The organism is Micromonospora sp. WMMA1923 (assembly GCF_049179195.1).
GTDB lineage: Bacteria > Actinomycetota > Actinomycetes > Mycobacteriales > Micromonosporaceae > Micromonospora > Micromonospora yangpuensis.
This window is the reverse complement of record NZ_JBMHLZ010000001.1, coordinates 4,009,754-4,033,321: the sequence shown is the minus strand read 5'-3', so window position 1 is coordinate 4,033,321 and position 23,568 is coordinate 4,009,754. Positions and strand designations below refer to the sequence as shown.

At 73.2% G+C, this 23,568-nt stretch carries 19 protein-coding genes and 2 pseudogenes; 11 read left to right on the top strand and 10 right to left on the bottom strand.

What is annotated here, in order from left to right:
• Window positions 1–2: 2 nt before the first annotated feature.
• Both ACN28G_RS18070 and ACN28G_RS18065 read left to right on the top strand, forming a co-directional pair.
• Window positions 3–626, top strand: a complete 624-nt coding sequence (locus ACN28G_RS18070) for a TlpA family protein disulfide reductase (RefSeq protein WP_229688230.1) — start codon at window positions 3–5, stop codon at window positions 624–626.
• A 6-nt stretch (window positions 627–632) separates the two neighbouring features.
• Window positions 633–1,757: a cytochrome c biogenesis CcdA family protein gene (locus tag ACN28G_RS18065; protein ID WP_421480933.1), complete on the top strand. Its 1,125-nt coding sequence runs from the start codon at window positions 633–635 to the stop codon at window positions 1,755–1,757.
• On the opposite strand, the gene serS is transcribed toward ACN28G_RS18065, so the two are convergent.
• From serS to ACN28G_RS18045, 4 genes are all read right to left on the bottom strand, one after another.
• Complete coding sequence (gene serS / locus ACN28G_RS18060; RefSeq protein WP_091441809.1) at window positions 1,744–3,021, bottom strand: serine--tRNA ligase; 1,278 nt, start codon at window positions 3,019–3,021, stop codon at window positions 1,744–1,746. The two genes, ACN28G_RS18065 and serS, sit on opposite strands and share 14 nt — an antisense overlap.
• A gap of 155 nt (window positions 3,022–3,176) precedes the next feature.
• The gene (locus ACN28G_RS18055) at window positions 3,177–3,959 is read right to left on the bottom strand and encodes a hypothetical protein (RefSeq protein ID WP_421479852.1); all 783 of its coding nucleotides are present in this window, start codon (window positions 3,957–3,959) and stop codon (window positions 3,177–3,179) included.
• 106 nt (window positions 3,960–4,065) lie between these two features.
• Entirely contained in the window at window positions 4,066–5,136 is a 1,071-nt protein-coding gene (locus ACN28G_RS18050) for a MerR family transcriptional regulator (protein WP_421480932.1), read from the bottom strand.
• Between the two features lie 159 nt (window positions 5,137–5,295).
• Window positions 5,296–6,468: a saccharopine dehydrogenase family protein gene (locus tag ACN28G_RS18045; RefSeq protein WP_421479850.1), complete on the bottom strand. Its 1,173-nt coding sequence runs from the start codon at window positions 6,466–6,468 to the stop codon at window positions 5,296–5,298.
• Between the two features lie 281 nt (window positions 6,469–6,749).
• Between ACN28G_RS18045 and ACN28G_RS18040 the strand changes: the two genes are divergently transcribed.
• The 3 genes from ACN28G_RS18040 to ACN28G_RS18030 all read left to right on the top strand — a co-directional run bounded on the left by ACN28G_RS18040 (window position 6,750) and on the right by ACN28G_RS18030 (window position 9,033).
• Window positions 6,750–7,451, top strand: coding sequence for a hypothetical protein (locus tag ACN28G_RS18040; RefSeq protein WP_421479848.1), 702 nt, complete (start codon window positions 6,750–6,752; stop codon window positions 7,449–7,451).
• A gap of 228 nt (window positions 7,452–7,679) precedes the next feature.
• Window positions 7,680–8,177, top strand: coding sequence for an RNA polymerase sigma factor (locus ACN28G_RS18035; RefSeq protein ID WP_421479846.1), 498 nt, complete (start codon window positions 7,680–7,682; stop codon window positions 8,175–8,177).
• On the top strand, window positions 8,167–9,033 hold the full coding sequence (locus ACN28G_RS18030) for a hypothetical protein (RefSeq protein ID WP_421479844.1): 867 nt from the start codon (window positions 8,167–8,169) through the stop codon (window positions 9,031–9,033). Before ACN28G_RS18035 ends, ACN28G_RS18030 begins: the two co-directional genes overlap by 11 nt.
• Window positions 9,034–9,062: 29 nt before the next feature.
• Here the strand turns inward: ACN28G_RS18030 and ACN28G_RS18025 are convergent, their stop codons facing one another.
• Window positions 9,063–10,235, bottom strand: a complete 1,173-nt coding sequence (locus ACN28G_RS18025) for an alcohol dehydrogenase catalytic domain-containing protein (RefSeq protein WP_421479842.1) — start codon at window positions 10,233–10,235, stop codon at window positions 9,063–9,065.
• Window positions 10,235–10,717, bottom strand: a complete 483-nt coding sequence (locus tag ACN28G_RS18020; RefSeq protein WP_421479840.1) for a hypothetical protein — start codon at window positions 10,715–10,717, stop codon at window positions 10,235–10,237. Before ACN28G_RS18020 ends, ACN28G_RS18025 begins: the two co-directional genes overlap by 1 nt.
• 762 nt (window positions 10,718–11,479) lie before the next feature.
• Between ACN28G_RS18020 and ACN28G_RS18015 the strand changes: the two are divergent.
• The 4 genes and pseudogenes from ACN28G_RS18015 to ACN28G_RS18000 form a co-directional block, all read left to right on the top strand.
• A pseudogene (locus tag ACN28G_RS18015) lies at window positions 11,480–12,254 on the top strand (helix-turn-helix transcriptional regulator); the annotation flags it as partial.
• 89 nt (window positions 12,255–12,343) lie between these two features.
• A pseudogene (locus ACN28G_RS18010) lies at window positions 12,344–12,571 on the top strand (response regulator transcription factor); the annotation flags it as partial.
• A 166-nt stretch (window positions 12,572–12,737) separates the two neighbouring features.
• Complete coding sequence (locus ACN28G_RS18005; RefSeq protein WP_421479839.1) at window positions 12,738–14,651, top strand: hypothetical protein; 1,914 nt, start codon at window positions 12,738–12,740, stop codon at window positions 14,649–14,651.
• A 236-nt stretch (window positions 14,652–14,887) separates the two neighbouring features.
• Window positions 14,888–17,668: a cellulose binding domain-containing protein gene (locus tag ACN28G_RS18000; protein ID WP_421479837.1), complete on the top strand. Its 2,781-nt coding sequence runs from the start codon at window positions 14,888–14,890 to the stop codon at window positions 17,666–17,668.
• 70 nt (window positions 17,669–17,738) lie between these two features.
• On the opposite strand, the gene ACN28G_RS17995 is transcribed toward ACN28G_RS18000, so the two are convergent.
• Window positions 17,739–18,923 (bottom strand): cytochrome P450 family protein, encoded by a 1,185-nt coding sequence (locus tag ACN28G_RS17995; RefSeq protein ID WP_421479835.1) that lies wholly within the window; start codon window positions 18,921–18,923, stop codon window positions 17,739–17,741.
• 121 nt (window positions 18,924–19,044) lie between these two features.
• On the opposite strand from ACN28G_RS17995, the gene ACN28G_RS17990 reads away from it, so the two are divergent.
• On the top strand, window positions 19,045–20,133 hold the full coding sequence (locus tag ACN28G_RS17990) for a TetR/AcrR family transcriptional regulator (RefSeq protein WP_421479833.1): 1,089 nt from the start codon (window positions 19,045–19,047) through the stop codon (window positions 20,131–20,133).
• 538 nt (window positions 20,134–20,671) lie between these two features.
• Here the strand turns inward: ACN28G_RS17990 and ACN28G_RS17985 are convergent.
• Window positions 20,672–21,079, bottom strand: coding sequence for a hypothetical protein (locus ACN28G_RS17985; protein ID WP_091441738.1), 408 nt, complete (start codon window positions 21,077–21,079; stop codon window positions 20,672–20,674).
• Between the two features lie 221 nt (window positions 21,080–21,300).
• A complete protein-coding gene (locus ACN28G_RS17980; RefSeq protein ID WP_175440618.1) occupies window positions 21,301–21,453 on the bottom strand; it encodes a hypothetical protein in 153 nt (50 codons plus the stop codon).
• A gap of 373 nt (window positions 21,454–21,826) precedes the next feature.
• On the opposite strand from ACN28G_RS17980, the gene ACN28G_RS17975 reads away from it, so the two are divergent.
• A complete protein-coding gene (locus ACN28G_RS17975) occupies window positions 21,827–22,192 on the top strand; it encodes an STAS domain-containing protein (protein ID WP_091441736.1) in 366 nt (121 codons plus the stop codon).
• A 227-nt stretch (window positions 22,193–22,419) separates the two neighbouring features.
• Here ACN28G_RS17975 and ACN28G_RS17970 read toward each other — a convergent pair whose 3' ends face one another.
• Window positions 22,420–23,565 carry a coiled-coil domain-containing protein gene (locus tag ACN28G_RS17970; protein WP_421479831.1) on the bottom strand — a complete coding sequence of 382 codons (1,146 nt, stop codon included), beginning with the start codon at window positions 23,563–23,565 and terminating at the stop codon, window positions 22,420–22,422.
• Window positions 23,566–23,568: the final 3 nt, after the last annotated feature.

Below are 23,568 nucleotides of genomic sequence, written 5' to 3'. Positions count from 1 at the left end.
GGATGCGGAAACGACCCGTCGTGGCCGCACTGCTGGCCACCACCCTGCTGGGTACGCTCTCCTGCACCGCCGGCGAGCCCGACGGCGCGGCACCACCCCGCCCGGTCGGCGTGACCCAACCCGCCGGGCCGGCTCCGACGGCTTCCGGCTCGCCGGGGGCGGGTGCGGTGCCATTGGGCATCCCGCCGGGGGCGGGCGCGGTGCCGTCGAGCATCCCGCCCGCGCCGGAGACGCTGCGTTTCACCGGGCGCACCCTGGACGGCAAGCCCTTCTCCGCCGCCGCGCTCGCCGGCCGGCCGGTGGTGCTCTGGTTCTGGGCACCCTGGTGCGCCACCTGCGCCAGCCAGGCCTGGACGGTCGCCGAGGTGGCCCCGGTCTACCGCGACACGGTACCGATCATCGGGGTGGCCGGCCTCGGCGAACAGCAGGCCATCCGGGACTTCGTCACCGAGTTCGAGCTGGCCCAGATGCCTACCCTCGACGACCGGGAGGGTGCCGTCTGGCGGCGCTTCGAGGTGGTGGAGCAGAGCACCTTCGTGATCATCGACCGCGACGGCCGAATCGTCCACCAGGGATTCCTCGACGGGGAGGCGCTCACCCGGCGACTCGCCCAACTCGCCGGCTGACCGGTGTTGTCGGCCCCGCTGCTGCTGGCGTTGACCGCCGGCATGCTCGGCGCGGTCAACCCGTGCGGCTTCGCGATGCTGCCGGCGTACCTCTCGGTCCTGGTCGTCGACCCGCCACCGGAGCGCGCCGCGTCACCGGACCGCGCGGGCGTCGCCGGTCGCGGCCTGCGCAGTGGGCGCGGGCCGTCCGGTGGTCGCGGCGGGGCCGGCGGTGGTCGCGGCGGATCCAAGGGCTGCGGCCGGCTCGGTGGGCGGGGCAGTCGCGACGAGGTCGGTCGGCGGGGTGCGGTGCGGCGGGCGCTGACCGCCGGTGCCGCGCTGACCATCGGGTACGTCCTGGTCTTCGGCGCCTTCGGGCTGGCGCTGGCACCGCTCACCGGTTGGCTGCGCCCCCGGCTGCCCTGGGTGACCCTCCTGCTCGGCCTGCTGCTGGTGGCCCTCGGCTGCTGGCTGCTCGCCGGCCGGCGACTGCCCGGCCCGCCCCGGTTCACCAGGGCACCCCGGCTGAGCCGGACCTGGCCGGCCATGACCCTGTTCGGCATGGCGTACGCGCTGACCTCGCTCACCTGCGCGATCGCCCCGTTCCTGGCGATCGTGGCGACCAGCTTCCAGGCCCGCTCCACGCTGCGCGGGCTGGCCCTGTTCGGGGCGTACGCGATCGGGATGGGTCTGGTGGTGACCGTGACCGCGCTCGGCGTCGCGCTGCTACGCGGCCATCTGGTGGCCCGGTTGCGCGGTGCCGGCGCGGTCGTGCCCCGGCTCGGCGGCGCGGTGCTGCTGGCCGCCGGCGGTTACGTCGCCTGGTACGGCTGGTACGAGCTGCGGCTGGCCGCCGGCCGACGCGACGCGGTGCACGACCCGGTGGTGACCGCCGCCGGCCGGGTCCAGCAGCAGCTGGTCGCCGCCCTGGACACCGCCGGCCCGGTCACCCTGGGCGTGCTGCTGGTGCTCCTGCTGGCGCTGGCCGCCGGGCCTGGGTGGCGGGCCCGTCCCGCCACTGCCGCCGGCGCTCCTGTGCCGGCCGGTGGTCCCGCCCGCCCGGACGATGGTTGGCCGGGCGGTGGCCGGGCGGACGGTGCCCGCCCGGACGGTGGCCGGGCGGGCGGGGAGGGGGCGGTCAGCGGGGGGTGAGGCGGTCGGTGCCGAGCCGGTCGCGTAGCACCTCGGGGATCAGCACCGAGCCGTCGGGCTGCTGGAACTGCTCCAGGATGGCCGGGAAGAGCCGGCTGGTGGCCAGCGCCGACCCGTTGAGGGTGTGCACGAACCGGGTCTGCTTGCCACCCGGCTCCCGGTAGCGGATGGCCGCCCGGCGGGCCTGGTAGTCCCCGGCCCAGGAGACCGACGAGACCTCCTTGTACTTGCCGGTGCTTGGCATCCACACCTCGATGTCGAGGGTCTTCTTCATCGACGCGCTGGCGTCACCGGCCGACAGCAGGCTGCGCTGGTAGTGCAGGCCCAGCTTCTCGACCAGGCTCTCCGCGTGGGCGAGCATCTCCTCCAGCGCCGCGTCGGCCTGCTCGGGCAGGGTGAACTGGAAGATCTCCACCTTGTTGAACTGATGCCCCCGCACGGTGCCGCGCTCGTCCGAGTGCGAGCCGGCCGCCTCCCGCCGGTAACACGGGGTGTACGCGAACGCCTTCAGCGGCAGCTTCGACGTCTCCAGGATCTCGTCCTGGTACGCCCCGAGGATCGCCGTCTCCGAGGTGGGCAGCAGGAACTGCCCGCGCGGGGCGGACTCCCGGTCCAGGTGGTAGACGTCGTCGTAGAACTTGGGGAACTGGCCGGCGGCGAAACCGGCGGTGTCCAGCAACAGGTGCGGCGGGAGCAGGAACTCGTAACCGGCCCGCACGTGCTCGTCGATGAACCAGTTGAGCAGCGCCCACTCCAGACGGGCGCCCATCCCGGTGTACATCCAGAAACCGGAACCGCCGAGCTTGACGCCCCGCTCGTGGTCGACCAGCCCGAGCATCCGGCTCAGCTCCACGTGGTCGCGGACCTGCTCGATGGCCGGCGGCGCACCGAAGGTCTTCACCACCCGGTTGGCCTCCTTGCCGCCGGGGACCACGTCGTCGGCGGGCAGGTTGGGCAGCTCGCTCATCCGGCCCCGCAACCGGGACTGGACCTCGTCGAGCTGGGCCTCCAACTCGGCGACCTGCTTGCGCCCCGGGTCCGGGGCGGGCGGCTCGGTGCCGGCCCGCTTGGCCGCCGCGTACGCCCGGGCGTCGGCCTTGCGGCGCTGCCGTTCGGCGTCGATCTCGGTGATCAGGGCGCGCCGGTCCCGGTCGAGCTGCCCGATCTCGTCCAGGGCGGCGGTGACCTCGGCCGGATCGAGCCGCTTTGCCAACGCGGTCGCGACCGCCTCGCGATCCTTCCGGATCAACTCCATGTCGAGCATGCTGCTCGTACGCCTCCGTCCGGACGTCCAGGTGACCAACCCCCCGATGCTACCGCCCGCCGCCAGGTGGCGATGACCCAGCACGGGGCCGGCCAAGAGCGTTCGATCCTCCGGTGGCCGCCCGGCGGTGGGCGCTGGTGTCGTCCGGCGGTGGGTCAGGGGCGGGGGCCTCGTTGTTGTCCGCGCGCCTGGTCCGGGTGCCAGGGCTGCTGGTACTGCGCGTTCGGGTTCCAGGGCGGGCTGGCTGGCGTAGTGGAGCTTGACGCTTCGGCGTACGGGTGTCCGGGGTAGCTCGGCAGTCTGGCGGCGGCGACCTCGGCCGCTGTCGGCTGGGCGGCGGGCTCGGTGGATGTGAGTTTCTGGAGCTGTTCGGGGGTGGGTCGGTTCGCCTTCAGGGCGAGGTAGCGGGTGTGCGCGTCGTGGCTGCTCGGCGGTGGGGCATAGCTGTCCCAGCCGTACTCGATGATTTTCATGAGTTCCATGTCGCCCGGGTTCTTTACCTGGCCCCGCCCGATGTTCTTGAGCCGTCTACCGATGTTGACGGTGCCGATCCCGTCCACATCGACGGTACAACGGGCGCTGGGTTCTGCCTCTCCGTGCCTTTTCTTGGCCTCGGCCATCGCGAGCGCATTGTCCTCGGATCGGTGGAACGTTCGTTGGCCGTTCCGCAGTGCGGTGCTCGTATCCGGGAGGTGGCCGTTCTGGAACAGTTCGTTTCGCAGCAGCGGTGGCATGTCCCGTGGCCCGCCGTGCGAGCCCCTTTTCTCGGGGTTGTTGTAGTGGCGTAGATTTTTTGCGAACCGGATCTCGGCCGCGTCCAGCCCGTCCACCTTGACTTGGAGCTTTCCCGCGGTGACGACGATGTGCCCATTCGTGCGAAGTCTACGGTAGGTTTTCGCCCATTCCGCCCACTCTTCGGACGTCTTTCGCTTCGCCACGTTCGTTCTCCTTGACCGCACACGTAGAGACTCCTACCTACCGATCCTATGTCGATGGTGTGTCTTGCGTTGGAGGAGACCTCCGTCCCTCAGCACGGAGAGATAGTCAGAGGTGGATGGGCATCAGGACGGAGAAGGTGCCCGGCCGGGTGGGACGGCGGATCGCCAGCGGGGTGACCGGGCCGTCCAGCTCCAGGACCAGCTGGGCGTCGCCGGCGGCGTCCAGCGCGTCGAGCAGGTACCCCTTGTTCACCCCGATCCGCAGCTCACCGTCTGCCACGCTGGCCTCGGCCGGCGTCAGGGGCCGTAGTCCGTCGTGGGCGTCCACACCCAGCACGGTCAGCGGATGGGCAACCCCGTCGTGCTCCCGGACCACGACGGGAACCGCGTGCAGCGCGGCCCGCAGAGCTGGCACGTCGAAAGGTATCCGGCGGACCTCTCGGTCGTCGACGGTACGTCGCAGCAGCCGGCGGTAGTCCGGGAAGTCGTACGGCAGGGCGGTGGCCCGGATCGTCCGGTCGCCCACCACGGCCGCGACGGTGGGCGGCGCGATCTCCACGCTGACCGTACCGTCGGGGCCCGTGGCCAGCAGGGCGCGCAGCTCGTCCACCGCACCGAGCGGGAGCAGCGCGCGCACCGCCGCCCCGGCCACCCGCGCGGGGGTACGGGCCACCGCCAGCCGGTGCCGGTCGGTGGCGACCAGGCGTACCTCGTCGGAGTCGACGTCGACCAGCACCCCGGCGAGCATCGGCAGATCGGGGTCGACGCCGGCGGCGAAGCGCACCGCGTCGACGGCGGCGGCCAACTCGGCCCCGGACAGCACCAGCCGGGTGGTCGACGCGGCCCCGACCGGTTCCAGCAACGCCCGCACCCGGGCCAGCTCCCGTCGGGCGTCGGTCAACCCGTCCTCCAACCGGCGCAGGTGCGCGTCGAGCAGCCGATGTACGGCGGCCGGCTCGTCGCGTCGGCGCAGCGCGGCGGCGATGTCGGCCAGCGGCATGCCGACCCGGCGCAGCCCGGCCACCAGGCGGGCCGGCAGCACCTGCTCGTCGGCGTACCAGCGGTAGCCGGTGGCCGGGTCGACAAGCGCTGGCGTCAGGATGCCGGAGCGGTCGTAGAACCGCAGGGCGCTCACGCTCAGCCCGCTGGCGCGGGCGAACTCGCCGATGCTGTGCAGGTCGCCTCCCACACCGGCCGATCCTGCCACCTCGACCAGGTCGAGGGTCCACCCCGCACCCGTCACTCACCCCGCCCGCCGCCCGCGCGGTGCTCGCTGCCGCCGGGGCGGTGAGAGGGGTTCCCTTCTCTACCGAAAGCGTTAACAGGGGGCCCTTCCTTACTCCAGGGTGCGGAAGGTTAGGCCGGCGCGGGTGAGGCGGTGTAGGAGGTGGTCGCCCATGGCGGCGACCGGGGTGAGCTGGCCGGCGGTGGGTGGCAGGTCGTCCAGGGCGAGGCAGAGCGCGGACTCGGCGAGCATCTTCGCCGTCTCGTCGTAGCCCGGGTCGCCACCGGCGACCTCGGTGACCACCCGACGGCCACCACCGGCGCCGACGAACCGGACGGTGAACCACGACTTCGCCCGCTGCTGCGGTGTGGGGCCCTGCCCGGAGGCCAGCCGTCCGAACAGCCAGCGTCGGGTCGTTGGCAGCTTCACCAGCGCCAGCAGGCCGCCCAGCCCGACCGCGCCGGCCAGCACGGCGGGCAGCCGCTTGACCGAGACGAAGTGCCGGTAGCGGAAGTCCGGGCCGTACTCCGGGCAGGCCGCCGCCGACCGGCGGACCACCTGCGGGTCGATGGTCGGCAGCGGGACCGCCCAACCCCCGGTCTCCGCCGACCGACCGATCCTGCCCGGTACGGCCCGCACCCGCCGGTCGTCCGGGCGCGGCTCGACGGCCTTCCGCTCGCGGGCCGCCCGGCTGGCCTGCGCGGTACGGGAGAGCGCGGTCAGCGCCGAGTGGTACGTCCCGGCGGAGAACCGACCACCGCCGCGGAGGTACCCGTCGACGGTGATCGGCACCCCGTCGGGCAGTTTCGTGACGGTGAACCAGACCCCCAGGTCGTGCGGGATCGAGTCGAAGCCGCAGGCGTGCACCAGCCGGGCCCCGGTGCGCAGCGCCTCGGCGTGGTGCCGCACGTACATCAGGTCGACGAACTCCGGCTCACCGGTGATGTCCAGGTAGTCCGTGCCGGCCTGGGCGCAGGCGGCCACCAGTGGCTCGCCGTGGTGCACGTACGGGCCGACCGTGCTGGCCACCACCCGGGCGCTGCGGGCCACCGTACGCAGCGAGTCTGCGTCGGTGACGTCGGCGGTGAGCAGCGGCAGCTCCGCCAGGCGGGGCTCGATGCCGGCCAACCGGTCCCGTACCCCGGCGAGCTTCTCCGGGTTTCGCCCGGCCAGCGCCCACCGCAGGTCGGCCGGGGCGTGCCGGGCCAGGTACTCGGCGGTGAGCGCGCCGGTGAACCCGGTCGCGCCGAACAGGACAAGGTCGTACGGCCGGTCGTCACGCATCCACCGAGTCTGCCACCCCGCCGCCGACCCGGCCGGATGATCGGACCGCGCCGATCTGCCGGAACGCCCAGGGCGCCGGGCGGCCCACCGGCCGGGCCGTGAGCCTCCGGTGCCGCCTGCCGGTCGGGGGTCGGTGCCGGTGCCGCCTGTCGGTCGGGCCGAGAAAAATGTGGCGCCGGCTGAAACCGGGATCGGGGTCCGGGCGTCGTGAGGGTGAAGCTCCCGCTTCCACAGTAGATTCACCACTGCGGTCGGCCGCAGTGCCGACGAGGAGACGTGAAATGTCGATCAAGCGATGGATCGCCGGTGCCGGACTGGTGGCGCTTACCGGTGCGCTGGGGGCGTGCGGCGCGGACGCGCCGGCGACCGACTCGACCCCGGCGCAGGAGGTGGCGTTGACCCAGTCGGCCACGCCGCCACAGGAGGCGACTGCGAGTTCGTCGGCTGCCCCGTCGGAGCAGGCACCGTCAGAGGCGGCCCCGACCCGGTCGGTCGCGCCGAAGGACGACGCGCCGAAGCCGGCGGAAGCCGTCCCGCCGGTGCTGACCGGGAAGCGGTGGGGAACGATCGTCCGGGTCGACTCGTTCGAGGGCGGGCTGTCGTTGCTCGACGGCGGGCGCCTGACCGAGGTCGACGGGGACGAGGGCCGGCAGCTGTTCGCGCCGACCCCGCTCGGCGGGAAGAAGTACCTGATCAAGTCCTACCAGCGCGGCAGCACCAGCCCGCTCTGCTGGCGGGTGCACAACCCCAACACCAACGAGCCACTGAGCGTCCGGGGTGCCACCTGCAACGCCAACGACCGCAACCAGCAGTTCGTGATCGACCCGGACAAGCGGGGTGATGCCACGGTGTACCTGATCAGCAACCAGTCGGCGTACCTGCGGACCTCGGCCAGCAACGGTCTGATCATGGAAGAGTTGGGCGACAACCCGCCGGTCAGCTACTTCAAAATCAACGACAACGGGGCCGCGCCCCGAAACTGATCGTCGACCCGGTCGGGTCGCACCACGCCCCAGGATCCGCTGCGGGCGGGGCGGGGGGCCCGACCGGGCCACGTCGGGCTGCCGGCTGGCAGCGCCGAGTGCCGCCACCGGACGGTGACCGTACCGGAACAACCGGACAGGTAGAGGGCATGATCGATGCGTGATGCCGAGGAGTTCGACGCGTTCTACACGTCGTCGGCTCAGCGCCTGCTGGGGTAGGTGTACGCGATGCTCGGCAACCGGACCGACGCGGAGGACGCGGTCGCCGAGGCGTACGCCCGGGCCTGGGACCGGTGGTCCACCGTGCGCGAGTGCGACAGCCCGGAGGCCTGGGTACGCACCGTCGCCTACCGCATCGCGGTGAGCGCCTGGCGGCGGACGGTGAACCGGCTCCGGGCCCACCACCGGCAGACCGTCGACCAGCACCTCGACGGGATCTCCGTCGACCACGTGGCACTCGTCGCCGCGCTGCGCCGCATCCCCGCTGACCAGCGTCGGGTGGTGGTCCTGCACCATCTGGTCGGCCTCAGCGTCACCGAGATCGCCACCGAGATCGGCAGCAACCCGAACACCGTCAAGACCTGGCTCGTCCGTGGCCGCCGGGACCTGGCCGCCCACCTGAGGGTGGGCGGGCGCGAGGAGTACGGCGCAGCGGAGCCCCGCGGTCGTGACCGGAAGGCGACGCCGCACCAGCGCGCGGGCGGAAGGAGGAACGATGGCACCTGACGACAACCTTGACGAGGCGCTGCGGGAACTGGCCCGACACGCCCGGCAGACCGGTCGGGTCGCCACCGCCTCCGACGTCCGCCGCCGCGGCGACACGCGCCGTCGGCGTCGGTACGGCGCGACCGCCGTACTCGGGGTCGTGCTGCTCGGGGCGGTGGGGGTCGGCATCGCCGGGTTCGCCGGCCGACCGCCCGACACCCTGCCGGCCGGGCCGACCGCCGTCCCGTCCCGGTCGGCTCCGCTACCGTCGCTGCCGACGCCGAACCTCGCTCGACCGACGCCGACCCCGACCGGCAGCGCGCCTGTCGACACTGCGCCGACCGGCGGCACCGCGAGCGGCAGCGCCCCGACCGGTGCCGCTCCGGCCACCAGCGCCGGCACCTCGGCCTCGACGCCCGCCGCCGAGGTGGATCCGCTCAAGCTCGCCCGGCGTCAGTACGCCGTCGTCCGGACGGGCGCTTTCGAATCGGCGGTCTCCCTGCTCGACGACGGCCAACTCGGCGAGGTCGACGGTGACGAGGGACGCAGCCTCTTCGTCTTCCTCCCGCAACCGGACGGCAGCTACCTGATCCGTACCGCCGAGCCGGACAGCGCCGGGACCAGGCACTGCTGGCAGGTCGGCGCGGGTGGCGGCACGCCGCCGATCGTGGCGGCGCGGTGCGTACCGACCGACCCGGCACAGCAGTTCACCATCGGGACCGGCCCGACGGCGGACGGCGACCGCACCCACACCATCGGCAACGGGTCCGCGTTCCTCCGACACTCCAGCCAGTTGGGGCTGGTGCTGGCCGAGGCCGACGCGGCGGACGCGGACACGGTGTTCCGGTTCGTCGACAACGGGGCGGCACCACGGTGAGTCGGACACCCCGCGCCAGGCCCGACCGGTCAGCCGGCCGCCTCCTGCGGGGCGAAGACCACCCGTACGCAGCCGTCGGCGCGGGTCCGGAACAGGTCGTACCCGAGCGGCCCCTGCTCCAACGGCAGCCGGTGGGTGGCCAGGTGCTCGGTCCGTACCTCGTCGCGGGCCATCAGCTCCAGCAGCCGTGGCACGTACCGCTGACCGTTCTGGCGGGAGCCCCGGACGGTGAGTCCCTTGTGCAGCACCGCACCGAGCGGGAACGCGTCGACGAACCCGGAGGCCGCGCCGAGGACGGCCACCGTCCCGCCCTTACGGCAGGCGTGCACCGCCTCCCGGACCGCCGGTGCGTCCCCCGCCGGCCGGCCGCCGAGCCGGGCAGCGAAGGACCGAGCCCGCGGCCCGCCCTCCCCGGCCGCCTCCACGCACACGTCCGGCCCCCGCCCCCCGCTGCGTTCGCGCAGCTCGGCGGCGACATCGGTACGCCCCAGATGCAGCGTCTCCACCCCGACGGCACGCTCGACCATCCGGAGCCGGTCGTCGTACCGGTCGACCACGATCACCCGTTCCGCGCCGCGCATCAGGGCCGCCAACGCGGTCAACTGGCCGACCGCCCCCGCGCCCCAGACCGCCACCACGTCACCCGGGCCCACCCCACCCAGGTCGGCACCGAGCCAGCCGGTCGGGGCGGCTTCCGAGGCGAACACCGCCCGGTCGTCACTGACCCCCTCCGGCACCCCGAAGGCACCCACATCGGCGTACGGGACCCGGACGTACTCGGCGTGGGAGCCGGCGAAGCCGCCGGCCGAACGCGGGTGCCCGTAACACCCGGCGGCCGGTGCGCCCCACGGCGGTTCGGCCACCATCGCCTCGGCGCTGCTGCCGTTGTCACAGCAGGAGTAGAGCCCACGCCGGCAGTACCAGCACCGTCCGCAGGAGACGGTGGAACAGACCACCACCCGGTCGCCGACCCGGTGCCGGCTCACCTCCGGACCGACCTCGACCACGTCGCCGAGGAACTCGTGCCCGAGGGCCTCCCCGACGCCGGGCGCCGGCTGTCCGCCGGTCAGCATCGGCAGCTCGGCCCCGCAGGCGGCGCTGCGCCGAACCCGGACGATGACATCATGGGCGTTGCGCAGCTCCGGGTCCGGGACCTGGCGTACCACCAGACCGTCGCCGCCGTCCCAGCACAGTGCCCGCATCACCACACCCCCGGTCCGGCCCCGTCCGGCCGGTCCATCGACGATCGGTCCGACCGCAGCAGCTCACCGGTCTCGGCGAGCTGCTTGACCTGCCGCAACGCCTGCCGAACCAACCGTGCGGGATCGTCACCCACCAGGTGCGCGGCCAGCCCGGCCGGTACCCCGGGCCGCCACCGCGCGGCCAACTCGGTGCCCCGTTCCCCGGGTGCCGAACCCACCCGCACCTCCACCGCCCCGTCGAGCTGACGTAGCGGTGCCGGCCAGACCCCGCCCGGCAGCACCTGGGCGGGCGGCCGGTCCACGGTCACCACCTGCCATTGGCCGGACGCGTCGGCACTTCGCCGGCCGGTGGTGCGTCGGCGGTGCCGCCGGCCGGTGGCGTGTTGGCGGTGCTGCCGGCCGGCGGCGACCAACGCCCGACCCGCCGCCATTCCGACGATCGTCGCCGCGAGCATCATCCCGCCCCGGGTCGAACGTCTCATCCGTCACCACCTGCCCTCCGGTCGTGCCAGCTGTCCGGACGTGCCCTGCTCTCGTGTCCAAGGGGTGTCCGGCTCCTCCAGCATCGGTCCGGTGGGGGTGAGACCGGCTCCCCCCGAAGGGGTGAAGCGAGACCGGTCGGGTATCCGCCTGTCCGCACCCGTGACGCGTCCCTGGGGGAGGGTCGGATGCCGTCGGACCAGCACAGTGCTCTGTCGGACCAGCACGGTGCTCTGTCGATACCACTGCTGGCCTCCCGGCTGACCCCGCCCGTGCCGCGCGGACCGGTGCTCGCCCGCACGCGCCTGTTGAGGCGGCTGGACGCCGACGGCGCACCGGTCACCCTGGTCTCGGCCCCGGCGGGCTGGGGCAAGACCACCCTGCTCGCCTCCTGGGCCCGCACCGGCGCGGTTCCGGCTGGCCCTGTCGGCCCCGTCGGTTCCGTTGGCCCCGTCGGTTCCGTTGGCCCCGTCGGTTCCGTTGGCCCCGTTGGCCCCGTGGGCCCCGTGGGCCCCGTGGGCCCCGCTGGCCCCGCTGGTCCCGTTGACCCCGCTGGTCTGGCTGATCCGGCTGGTCCCGTTGACCTTGCTGGCCCCGTTGGCTTGGCTGGTCCGGCTGGTGTCGGCTGGCTGTCGGTGGAGGTCGGCGACACCGGTGAGCGGTTCTGGGCGTACCTCATCGGCGCATTGACCGGGGCGACCGGTACCGACGGTGGGTCGGATGGTGTCGGTGGGGTGGCGGGTCGCGGTGCGCTGGTCGGTCTGCCCGGCCCCGCGCGGCTCGAAGCCCTGGCCGGGATGCTTGCCGCCGCCGACCGACCGACGGTGCTGGTCCTGGACGATCTGCACCGGGTCACCGAACCGGCGGTGTTCGCCGGGTTGGAGTTCCTGTTGCGGCATGCCGAGGGTCGGCTGCGCCTGGTCGTCGGCGCGCGTACCGGGCTGTTCCCGGCCCTGCACCGGCTGCGGCTGACCGGTGAGCTCAACGAGATCGGCCCCGCCCAGCTCGCCTTCACCGACGACGAGGCCGCCGACCTGCTCGTCGCACACGGTGTCCGCCTGTCGGCGGAGATGGTATGCAGGTTGCGCGAACGTACCGGGGGTTGGGCGGCGGGTCTGCGGTTCGCGGCCCGGGCGGTAGGCGGCCACCCCGACCCGGGCCACTGGGTCACCCGCTTCGGCGGTGACCACCCGGACGTGGCCGGGTACCTGCGCGCCGAGGTGCTCGACGGTCTCGGCCCCGGTGAACTCGACCTGCTGCGCCGGTGTGCGGTCACCACGGCCGTCCGCGCCGACCTCGCCGCCGCGCTCACCGGCCGGACCGACGCCGAACAGCTGCTGGCCACGCTGGCCCGCGACGGTGGCGTCCTGCACCAGGACGACAGCGATCCACCCTGGTACCGCTGCCATCCGCTGCTGACCGACCTGCTCCGTACCGAGGTGGACCGACTGCCCGAGGAGGAGGTTCGCGACCTGCACCGGCGGGCCGCCGACTGGTACGCCGGCCACGGGTGGCCCGCCGAGGCCCTCCGGCACGAACCGCTGGCCGGCACGGTGCGGGTCGAGCCGGTCACCGGGTCGGTGCCAGCCGCCTCGGCCCACCCGGCTGCCTCGGCCCACCCGGCCGCCTCGGCCCACCCGGCCGAGCCGGCCGCCGGGCTGGTCGAGGCGCTGACCGAGCGGGAGTTGACCATCCTGCGGTACCTGCAGAGCATCCTGTCCAACGTGGAGATCGCCGGTGAATTGTCCGTGTCGGTCAACACGGTCAAGACCCACGTCCGCAACATCTACCGCAAGCTCGACGCCACCCGCCGCCGGGAAGCGGTCCGCCGCGCCCGCGAACTTCGGCTGATCTGAGGCCGGGCACGCCGTCGCATGCTGTGACCTGCATCGATGGCTTGGTGCGGTGCGGAGTGCCCGGACCGGCGCGTCCGGTGCGGCTGGGAAGGGCGTGACAGCCGTGTCGGCGATGCGCGATCATGTCCCCGCGACCGGACGACGACAGCCGGTGACGAGGTGGACGATGGGTGCTCAGCGGGAGACCATGGCGGGCGAACCGGCCGACAAGGGCCTTGCCGGCGAACCGGCCGGCGAAGACCTGGGTGGCGAGCGGGCCGACGAGGGCCTTGCCGGCGGATCGGCCGACGGAGACCTTGCCGGCGGATCGGCCGACGGAGACCTTGGCGGCGAACGGCCCCCGGCGGGGCCGCGGGTCGCCAGGAGCCGGTGGCGGGGTGCCGCGCCGCGGGCGGTACGCCTGCTCCGGCACGAGTGGAGCCTGGCCGCGCTCGGGGCGGTGGCGCTGGCGGTGCTGATGACCTGGCCGACCCTGCGTCATCCGGCCTCGACGATCCCGCAGGACACCGGGGACCCGACCCTGCAGGCCTGGCAGGTCGCCTGGGGCGGGCATGCCCTGCTCACCGAGCCGTGGAACCTGTGGCACTCCAACACGTTCTTCCCGGAGCGCTACACCTACGCCTACTCCGACACCCTGCTCGGGTACGCCCCGTTCGGCATGTTCGGTGCCGGCCCGGAGGCGGCGGTTGTCCGCTACAACCTGCTCTACGTGCTGGTCCACGCGTTGGCGTTCTTCGGGGCGTACGTGTTGTGTCGGCAGTTGGGGGCCGGGCGCGCCGGGGCGGCGGTGGCCGGGGCGGCGTTCGGGTACGCCCCGTGGAAGCTCGCCCAGGCCGGGCACCTGCACGTGCTGAGCATGGGCGGGATCGCGTTGGCCCTGGCCATGCTGGCCCGGGGGCACGGCTGGTCGCTGCGCGACGGGTACCGGCCCGAGCGGGCCCGGCCGGGCTGGGCGGTGGCCGGCTGGCTGACCGCCGCCTGGCAGGTGAGCATCGGCTTCGGCATCGGCCTGCCCTTCGTGTACGTGCTGGCGTTGCTCTGCCTCGGCACGCTGGCCGGATACGGGATCAGCCGGTGGCGGCGCGGTGTCTGGCCGGTGTTCCCGCGCCAACTGCTGGTGGCCGACCTGGCCGGTGGGCTCACCTTCGCCGCGGTGACCCTGCTGCTGGCCGCGCCGTACTTCGAGGTGGTGGCGCGGCACCCCTCGGGGCGGCGTACGGTCGAACAGATCGCGATGTTCTCCCCGCCGTTGCGCGGGTTCCTCGTCGCTCCGCCGGAGTCCTGGTTGTGGGGCGAGCGGCACGCGGCGGCCCGCGAGGGGCTGGGTTTCGCCGTCGAGATGACCCTGCTGCCGGGGGTGGTGCTGGTCGGGTTGGCTGCCGCCGGGCTGTTCCTGTCCGCCTGGCGGATCCGGCACCGGGTGGCGCTGGCCGCCGCCGTGCTGGTCAGCGTGGCGCTGGCGGCGGGCAGCACCCTGTTCGGTGACGGCCGACCCGGCTACGTGACGCTGATGGAACACCTGCCCGGCTGGGACGCGCTGCGTACGCCGGGCCGGCTGGTGCTCTGGACCACGCTGCTGCTCGGGGTGCTGGCCGCCGGCGCGCTGACCGTACGCCAGGAGGATGCGCGACCGGTCCGGTGGTGGCAGCGGCCGGCGCGGCTGGTGCTGGTCGTACCGCTGCTGTTGGTCCTGCTCGAAGGGGTGAACCGCACCCCGCACGCGGAGGTCCCGCCGCAGCCGGCGGCGCTGCGCGGGCTGACCGGGCCGGTGCTGGTGCTGCCCAGCGAGGGGACCCGCGAGTACCACGTCATGCTCTGGTCCACCGACGGGTTCCCCGACCTGGTCAACGGCGGGGCGTCGTTCGTGCCGCCCAGCCAGGACCGGTTACGGGCGGTCAGCACCGCCTTCCCGGATCCGCAGGCGGTGGCCGAGCTGCGGGCCGCCGGGATCCGCACGGTGGTGGTGCTGACCTCCTACGTGCCGGGCACCGTCTGGCAGGACGTGCCGGGTCGACCGGTGAGCGGGCCGGGTGTCCGGGTCGAGCAGCGCTCCGACGGCATCGTGTACCACCTGGAGTGAGCCCGTCGGTGATCGACGGCGGCTGCCGACCGCCGGTTGTCGAAGCGCTTTCACAGCAGGTCATCCATCGATTAAAGTGAGCATGCTTCTCGGCTGTGGGAGCCGACGTGCCGAGCGGGGAGCCAGGGCAGCCCCCGCGCACCGCCGCTGTCACCGGGCCCGGTCGGGCACCGGTCGTCGGCGTCACTCCCCGTTCCCCCGTACCCCCTCCGGGGTGCATCCGAGAGGAAGCGCAGATGCGGAGAAGTCTCGCCGGCGCGGTGGCATCCGTGCTGGCCCTGGCCACGGCGGTGGTGGCCGTTCAGCTCACCGTCGCCCCCGTCGGCCCGGCCGTGGCGGCCGTCAGTGAGCCGTACACCTGGAAGAACGTCCGGATCGACGGCGGTGGCTTCGTCCCCGGTATCGTCTTCAACCCCACCGAGAAGGACCTGATCTACGCCCGGACCGACATCGGCGGCCTGTACCGCTGGGAGCAGGCCAGCCAGTCGTGGCGGCCGCTGCTGGACTGGGTGGGTTACGACAAATGGGGCTGGAACGGCGTGCTCAGCGTCGCCACCGACCCGGTGCAGACCAGCCGGGTGTACGCCGCCGTCGGCATGTACACCAACGACTGGGACCCGAACAACGGGGCGATCCTGCGCTCGGCCGACAAGGGTGCCACCTGGCAGGCCACCGAGCTGCCGTTCAAGGTCGGCGGGAACATGCCCGGCCGGGGGATGGGGGAGCGGCTGGCCGTCGACCCCCACCGCAACAGCACCGTCTACTTCGCGGCCGAGGGCGGCAACGGCCTGTGGCGCAGCACCGACTCCGGGGCGACCTGGGCGAAGGTGGCGAACTTCCCCAACGTCGGCAACTACGTCGCCGATCCCACCGACAGCACCGGCTACCAGAGCCAGAACCAGGGCCTGACCTGGGTGGCCTTCGACAAGAGCACCGGTACGGCGGGCAGCGCCACGCAGACCATCTACGTCGGGGTCGCCGACAAGCAGAACCCGGTGTACCGCAGCACCAACGGCGGCAGCAGTTGGGAGCGGATCCCCGGGCAGCCGACCGGCTACCTGGCCCACAAGGGGGTGGTGGACCACGTCGGCGGGCACCTCTACCTGGCCACCAGCGACACCGGCGGCCCGTACGACGGGGCCAAGGGTGACGTCTGGAAGTTCACCCGGTCCACCGGCGCCTGGACCCGGATCAGCCCGATCCCGTCCAGCAGCAGCGACGCGTACTTCGGCTACTCCGGCCTGACCATCGACCGGAAGAACCCGAACACCCTGATCGTGGCCACCCAGATTTCCTGGTGGCCGGACGCGATCTTCTGGCGGACCACCGACGGGGGCGCGACCTGGAGCCGGATCTGGGACTGGGGCAGCTACCCGGAACGCGTCAAGAAGTACAAGATGGACATCAGCTCGGTGCCCTGGCTGGACTTCGGGGCCAACCCGCAGCCACCGGAGGAGACGCCGAAGCTCGGCTGGATGAACGAGTCGGTGGAGATCGACCCGCACAACCCCGACCGGTTCCTGTACGGCACCGGCGCGACCATCTACGGCAGCACCGACCTCACCAAATGGGACACCGGCGGCCAGCTCACCATCACACCGATGGTCAAGGGGCTGGAGGAGACCGCGGTGCTCGACCTGGTCAGCCCGCCGTCCGGGCCGCCGCTGGTCAGCGCGCTCGGTGACATCGGTGGCTTCCGCCACGACAACCTCGACGCGGTGCCGGCCAAGATGTTCACCCAGCCGGTCTTCACCAGCAGCACCAGCCTGGACTACGCCGAGGCCAACCCGGCGGTGATGGTCCGGGCCGGCAACTTCACCGACGCCGACCGCCCCAACGACAGCCACGTGGCGTTCTCCACCGACGGCGGGGCCAACTGGTTCCAGGGCACCGAACCCGGTGGGATCAACAACGGCGGTACGGTCGCCGCAGCGGCCAACGGCAGCCGGTTCGTCTGGGCCCCCGGCGACCCCGGCCAGCAGGTCGTCCACTCGGTGGGCTTCGGCAACTCGTGGACCGCCTCGACCGGCGTACCGGCCAACGCGACAGTCGAGTCCGACCGGGTCGACCCGAACCGGTTCTACGCCGTCAGCGGCGGCAAACTGTACGTCAGCACCAACGGTGGGGTCAGCTTCACCGCCTCGGCGGCCACCGGACTGCCCACCGAGGGCGTCAAGTTCAAGGCGGTACCCGGTCAGCAGGGCCACCTGTGGCTGGCCGGTGCGGGTGGGCTGTGGCGGTCCACCGACTCCGGGGCCAGCTTCACCAGGCTGGGTGGCGTCACGCAGGCGTACAACGTGGGCTTCGGCAAGGCGGCACCGGGGCGGTCGTACCCGGCGCTGTTCCTCTTCGGCACCGTCGACGGTCAACCCGGCCTGTACCGCTCGGACGACACCGGCGCGAGCTGGGTACGGATCAACGACGACCAGCACCAGTACGGCAACGCGGGCGAGGCGCTGACCGGTGACCCACGGGTCTTCGGCCGGGTCTACCTGGGCACCAACGGCCGGGGCATCCTGGTCGCCGACCGGCAGGGCGGCCCCACCACCCCGCCCACGACGCCCCCGACGACCCCGCCCACCACGCCCCCGACGACGCCCCCGACCACCCCGCCGACCACGCCGCCGACGACGCCCCCGACGACGCCGCCCACGACCCCACCCACCACCCCGCCGACGACCCCGCCGTTGCCCACCACGCCGGGGCCGATCACCGGCTGTCGGGCCACCTACACGGTGACCGGATCCTGGTCCGGCGGCTTCCAGGGTGAGGTGACCGTCCGCAACTACGACGACACCGGCATCATCGGCTGGACGGTGACCTGGACGTTCGCCAACGGCCAACGGGTCAACCAGAGCTGGGGCGGCACGGTCGTCCAGGACGGTGCCGGGGTCACCGTGACCAACGCGAGCTACAACGGCGTACTCGCCCCCGGTGCCAGCACGACCTTCGGGTTCCTGGCCAGCTGGACCGGCACCAACGGCGTACCCACCCCCACCTGCACCTCCCGTCGCTGAGGCCCGCCCCGGTAAGGAAGGGCCCCCTGTACATCAGAAAGCGATAACAGGGGGCCCTTCCTTACCGGGGTCAGAGGGTGACGGGGAGGGTGTTCAGCCGCCAGGTGCCCGGGTCGGGGGCGCGTTGGGCGTCGGCCGGGGCCAGAGCCAGGTCGGGGAAGCGGCCCAGCAGCGCGTCGAGCGCCACCTCGGTCTGCACCCGGGCCAGCGCCGCGCCGAGGCAGAAGTGCGGCCCGTGGGCGTACGCGAGGTGGGCGGTCCGGTCGAGGACGCGGGCCAGGTCGAGCCGGTCCGGGTCGGCGAAGACCCGTGGGTCACGGTTGGCCGCGACGATCGCGACGGTGACCGCCGTGCCCACCGGCACCGGTACCCCGTCGATCTCGACCTCCTCGGCGGCGAACCGGGGCACGGTCAGCAGCTGCGGCGGAGCCCACCGGGTCAGCTCCTCGACGGCCCGGGGCATCAGCTCCGGGTCGGCCCGCAGCGCGGCGAGCTGCCCGGGGTGGGTGAGCAGGGCGTGCACCGAGTTGGTGACCAGGTTCGTCGGTGTCTGCCCGGCGAGCACCACGTGCCAGACCAGGCTGACCAGCTCGGTCTCGGTGAGCCGGTCGCCGTCGGTGTCGCGTACCCGGATCAGGTCGGTGACCAGGTCGTCGCCGGGCTCGTCGCGGCGGTGGGCGACCAGCGACCGGGCGTTGTCGATGATCGCCGGTAGCGCCGCCACGAACCCCTGGCCGTCTCCGGAGGACACCGCGACCCCGAACGCCCGCCACGGGGCCCGGTCCGCGTCGGGTACGCCGACCAGCTCGCAGATCACCTCCATCGGCAGCGGTCGGGCCAGGTTCGGCACCAGGTCGGACACCCCGCCCTCGGCCCGCCGGATGACCTCGTCGAGCAGGCCCGCCACGATCGAGGCGATCCGGGGTCGCAGCACGGCGGCGCGCCGGGCGGTGAACGCCGGGGCGACCAGGCGGCGCAGCCGGCCGTGCTCCGGCCCGTCGATCTCCATGGTGCGCAGGTACGGTCGGTACTCCTCGGGCACGCCCGGTCGCAGGTAGCTCTCGGTGCGTACCGCGAAGCGGGGGTCGGTGAGCAGGGCGCGGGCCGGGGCGTGCCGGGTCACCGCCCACATCTCGCCGAAGCCGGGGGTTGCCAGCCGGGCCACCGGGCCGGCCTCCCTGGCCTGCCCGTAGGCGGTGAACGGATCCCGCAGCACCTCCGGGTCGGTAAGCCGGATCTCGGGAAGGTCCGCCATCGTGGGCTCCTCTCGCATGGTCAAATCAGATGATGCCATCATCTGGATGGTGAAGATATCTTGGCGGCGATGGTTCGGCAACGACGGCCCGAAGCCCGGCGGCACCGGCACGAGGAGAGCGATGGCACGGCTCACCAGAGCGGAACTCCAACAGCGCAACCGGGCCCGGGTGCTGGCCGCGGCGCGGGAGGTCTTCGTCGAGCAGGGCTTCCGGGAGGCCCGGATCGACGACATCGCCGACCGGGCGGAGCTGACCCGGGGCGCGGTCTACTCGAACTTCCCCGGCAAACGGGCCCTCTACTTCGCGGTGCTCGCCGCCGAGGCCGAGCAGGTGCCCGAGCCGACCCAGCCGGCGTCGGCCGGCACGGTCGCCGAGGCGCTCGGCGAGTTCGCCCAGGCCTGGCTGACCCGGCTGCCGCTGGCCGTCGAGGAACACCGCGCCGCCGTCCGGCTCGGCCGGGACCTGATGCCCGAGATCCTCGCCGACGAGGCCACCCGCCGGCCGTACGCGGAACTGACGAAGCTCTCCGCGATCCTGCTCGGCCTCGGTCTGGAGGCGCTCGCCCACCGCCCGGGGCCGCTCGGCCGCGACCGCCCGGAACCACTACGCCTGGTACGCCTCGCCGAAGCCGCCCTCACCACGCTGCACGGGGCGAGTCAGCTCGCCGCCGCCGCGCCCGGCTTCGGTGACCCCTTCGACGTGCCACAGGTCTGCCGGCACCTGGCCGGACTCGACCTCGGCGACCGCTGGGCGCCGCCCCACCTGCCGTACGTGCCCAAGGCCCGGCCGGTCGACGAGCCCTGGCAGCCGCCGGACGCCGCCGACGTGTTGCGCGACGCCCCGGCCCGGCTGGCCCACGACGGCGTGGTCACCATCCTCGGGCTGCACCGGATCGGCGCCGTCGAGGAGGCGATCCGGTCCGCCCCGCCGAACACCGTCGTCACCGCCGTCCTGGTCACCGGCGAGCCCCGGGAACTGCTGCCGTTGGCCCGGCTCACCCTGGTCGAGCTGCGCACCTGCCTGCGCCGCGCGGTGCCGCCGGACGCCTGGCCCCGGGTACGCGTGGTCTGCGACACCTCCGGGGCGGTGGCGGCGGCGGCCGGCGTGCCGGCGGTCAGCGACGCCACCGAATCCGCCGTCCGGATCGAGGCGGGCCGGATCGTCGCCCGCGCCGACGGCTACGGCGCCAGCCACGCCACCTCGGTGTAAGGAAGGGCCCCCTGTTAACGCTTATGGTCGAGAGGGGTACCCCTTTAACCAGCCCCGCGTGCGGCGCGACCCGGTAGGGGCGCGGTCGAGCCGGCAGGCCGGTCGGGCGTACGGCCGGGTGGGCCCGGTAGAGCGCGCGGCTGGCCGGGCCGGTCGGCGCGTGGGCTGCGCCGGGCTGGTGGATGTGCGGCCGGGCGGGCCCGGTAGAGCCCGTGGCTGCGGGCCGGGCTGGTGGATGATGTGTGGCCGGCCGGCCGGCCGGCCGGCCGGGCGGGCGGGCTGGTCGGGCGTGCGGCTGGGCCGGGCGGGCTGGTGAACGTGCGGCTGGGCTGGTCGGGCGTGCGGCTGGGCCGAACCGGGCCGGGTGGTCAGGGCTTGGTGAGTCGGGGCGGGCTCGGCCGGTGGTCGTCACCGGGCGGCGCGGTGCGGGGGAGGGAACGCGGGGTCGACTGCGTTACCGCACGGACGTGAAACGGCCCCGAGTCGCCGGTGAGGGCGGGTCGGGGCCGTCGGGTGCGATGGTCCTGCCGGGCGGTGCTCAGCCGTCCAGACCGACCGGGGAGTTCGGGCGGTCCACGTCGACGAACTCGATGTCGTCGGCGGCCCGGTCGTCCCGGCTGAGCGCGGCACGGGTCGCCGAGGCGGCGGCCCAGCCGATGGCGGCCCCGACCAGGGTGGCCCCGATCAGCAGCGTCCAGGGCAGGGCCGGACGGCGCCCGGCGAGCGCGTCGAAGGCCAGGACCGCCCGGCGGCGGGCCTCGTCGGCGGCGGTGCCGACCAGGTCACCGGCGTCGTCGGCCAGTCCGGCACTGTTGCGCCGGGCCGAGCGGGCGGTGTCCAGGACGCTGTCACCGGCGGAGTGTACGGCGGAGGTCAGGTGTTCCCAGGCCTCGTTCGCGATCCGCTCGGGCCGGCTGCGGCGCTCCAACAGATTGGTGCCGAACATCGTGCTTACCTCCTCGGGTGCCGAAGCTGGGCGGCCACTTCGGACGTGGGTGTCGGGCCGTCGGATTACGGTTCGCGTACTCCGCCAGTGCCCACCAGGCCGCCGTCGCAAACCAGGTTGCCGTCGCGAACCCGGCCGCCGTGGCGAACCCGGAACGCTGTGGCGAAGCCCGCGGTGCGGTCCTGCGTCCGGCGGCGCGGCGTCGGGATCAGCCGTCGGGGTCAGCGGAGGGTGACCACCGAGACGGTGGCCCGGGCGAAGTCGTCGCCGTCGTCATCGTCGTCGTCATCGCCCCCGCCGCCGCCGATGCTGCAGGCCAACAGGAGCGCGAGCAGCGCGGCGGCGCCGGCGAGCGTGGCAAGCCTCTTGGTCATCGGGATCCCTCCGTCGTGGCAACGCCTCTGTGAGCGTGAACTCGGTCCGATGTTAGACATCCCGGTCAATGGCCGGATTTGCCCTGGCCACCCGGGGGATCGTTGCTTCCCGGGGCGCGCCGGTGGCGGAGGGTGTTGGGGTACGGGGGTGCGGACCGCTACTGTGGTGGGCCGACACGTCGGTCGCTGATCGATCGTGAAGATGAGAAGTCGTCGGGAAGTAGCGACGAAAAGTACAGATTGGGGCGTACGTTGTGCCCAATCTGCGAATTGCTCATCCCGAGGGGTGGCGACCGAGGCCGTGGGAGGAATACTCTCGGTCGCGGCCCGCGTACTGATGAGGCGCCCGTTTTGGGCGAGTGGAGGTGCTCGCGTGAGCCTGTCGATCGTGAAGTCTGTTCTTTCCGGTGGTGTCATGGAGATCGCCCCGCGGGGCGAGATCGACGTCGACACCGCGTACGAGGTACGCGAGGCCATCGCCGAAGTGCTCGCCAAGGGGCGTCCCGCCCGGATCGAGCTCAACATGCGACTGGTCACCTTCATCGACTCGGTCGGCATCAGCGCGATGGTGGCCGGCTTCCAGACCGCCGAGGTCAGCGGCGTCAAGCTGATCGTCACGGAGCCGAGCCGCTTCGTGCACCGACAGCTCTGGGTGACCGGGCTGCTCGGTCTCTTCGGCGCACCCGAGCCCTACTACGCCGGTGCCGGGGTGGCTCCCGAGGTGCTGCCCGGGGCCTGAGCCGCCGCGACACCGCCCGGCGCAGGGCCAGCCCGGCATCCGCGCAGGGCCAGCCCGGCGTCCGCGCCGCCGCGACACCGCCCGGCGCAGGGCCAGCCCGGCATCCGCGCCGCCCGGCACCAGGTCGGCCCGGCACGCGACGCTGCCCGGTACCGGTGACCACGAGACACGACAGACGCCCGGTGTCCCACCTCACGGTGGGGCACCGGGCGTCGTTGTCGGTTCGGTCAGTAGACCGACAGGTGGACGTGGTTCGTGTGGTCGCTGGAGGGGTCTCCACCGGCCCCGCTGTACGACTTCCACCCGCTGCTGGGCAGCCAGATCTGCCGGTACCAGATCACGTAGAGCACGGCGAGCTTGTCGGCGTTGCGGACGTAGTACGCCGCCAGGTTGTTGCCGTACGTCCGGTCTCCACCGGTGGCGTCGCCGCCGAAGCCGCCCTTCTGGGCCGCGAAGTCACAGGCCCGGCCCCTCGGGTGCTCGCCGGAGCCCCCCGGGCGGTAACAGGAGACGTACCTGGTGAAACCGGCCGCCTTGGCCTGGTTCAGTGCGTGCAGCGTGCGCGGGGTGATGCAGCCGTTGGCGGGGGTCGGGTCGTTGACGCTGCACGACTCCTTGGGCCAGGAGCCGTCGGAGTTGCGCGGCGCGGCCTTGGCGGTCTTGCTGCTGCTGCCACCCGGCCCGCTGGAACTGCCCCCGCTGGACCCGCCGCCGCTGTTGGCGCGGGCGCGTTCCTGGGCCTGGGCCCGTTCCCGCTCCTCGGCCTTCTCCCGGGCCTCCTGCCGGACGGCGACCTCCAGGGCCCGCTCGGCCTGCTCCTTGCGCTTGGCCATGGTGTCGACCTGTTTGCGCTGCTCACGCAGCTCGCCGTCGAGGGCCAGCTTGGTGCGGTTGGCCTTGTCCCGGGTCTCCAGCAGCTGGCGCAGCTCCCGGTCCTCGTTGGCGGCGACCGAGTCGAGGGTGGCGGCCCGGTCCAGGAAGCGCGCCGGTGAGTCGGTGTTGAGCAGTGCCTGGGCGGCGCCGAGCCGGCCGGTCCGGTACGCCACGCCGGCGATCTCACCGACCTTGCCGTTGCGGACGACCAGGTCTGCCTCGATGGTCTTGAGCTGCCCGTTGAGCTCCTGTTGGCGCTTGGTCGACTTCTCCAGCGCGTTCTTCGCCTCGATCCAGCCCGTGCTGGCCGCGTCGAGCTGGTCCCGCAGGGCGGGGGTGCCGCCCTCGTCGTCGGCGGGTGCGGCGAGCAGGCCGGTCGGCGGCATCGCGGCGTGTGCCACCGGGCCGCCGGGCCCGATCGCCGCGCCGAACGCGAGTGTCGCGACGAGTACGGCTGCCATCCGGGCCGTACCGCGTCTGGTGGTTGCCACTACTGCCATGGA

Excerpts from the sequence above, each read along its gene's own strand:
- ACN28G_RS18020 (WP_421479840.1), bottom strand. The coding sequence starts at position 10,717 with ATGAGACGTTCGACCCGGGGCGGGATGATGCTCGCGGCGACGATCGTC.
- ACN28G_RS17980 (WP_175440618.1), bottom strand. The coding sequence starts at position 21,453 with ATGACCAAGAGGCTTGCCACGCTCGCCGGCGCCGCCGCGCTGCTCGCG.
- ACN28G_RS17995 (WP_421479835.1), bottom strand. The coding sequence starts at position 18,923 with ATGGCGGACCTTCCCGAGATCCGGCTTACCGACCCGGAGGTGCTGCGG.
- ACN28G_RS18025 (WP_421479842.1), bottom strand. The coding sequence starts at position 10,235 with ATGCGGGCACTGTGCTGGGACGGCGGCGACGGTCTGGTGGTACGCCAG.
- ACN28G_RS18040 (WP_421479848.1), top strand. The coding sequence starts at position 6,750 with ATGTCGATCAAGCGATGGATCGCCGGTGCCGGACTGGTGGCGCTTACC.
- ACN28G_RS18005 (WP_421479839.1), top strand. The coding sequence starts at position 12,738 with ATGGGTGCTCAGCGGGAGACCATGGCGGGCGAACCGGCCGACAAGGGC.
- ACN28G_RS18045 (WP_421479850.1), bottom strand. The coding sequence starts at position 6,468 with ATGCGTGACGACCGGCCGTACGACCTTGTCCTGTTCGGCGCGACCGGG.
- ACN28G_RS17970 (WP_421479831.1), bottom strand. The coding sequence starts at position 23,565 with ATGGCAGTAGTGGCAACCACCAGACGCGGTACGGCCCGGATGGCAGCC.
- ACN28G_RS18030 (WP_421479844.1), top strand. The coding sequence starts at position 8,167 with ATGGCACCTGACGACAACCTTGACGAGGCGCTGCGGGAACTGGCCCGA.
- ACN28G_RS17990 (WP_421479833.1), top strand. The coding sequence starts at position 19,045 with ATGGCACGGCTCACCAGAGCGGAACTCCAACAGCGCAACCGGGCCCGG.
- ACN28G_RS17985 (WP_091441738.1), bottom strand. The coding sequence starts at position 21,079 with ATGTTCGGCACCAATCTGTTGGAGCGCCGCAGCCGGCCCGAGCGGATC.
- ACN28G_RS18000 (WP_421479837.1), top strand. The coding sequence starts at position 14,888 with ATGCGGAGAAGTCTCGCCGGCGCGGTGGCATCCGTGCTGGCCCTGGCC.
- ACN28G_RS18070 (WP_229688230.1), top strand. The coding sequence starts at position 3 with ATGCGGAAACGACCCGTCGTGGCCGCACTGCTGGCCACCACCCTGCTG.
- ACN28G_RS18035 (WP_421479846.1), top strand. The coding sequence starts at position 7,680 with ATGCTCGGCAACCGGACCGACGCGGAGGACGCGGTCGCCGAGGCGTAC.
- serS (WP_091441809.1), bottom strand. The coding sequence starts at position 3,021 with ATGCTCGACATGGAGTTGATCCGGAAGGATCGCGAGGCGGTCGCGACC.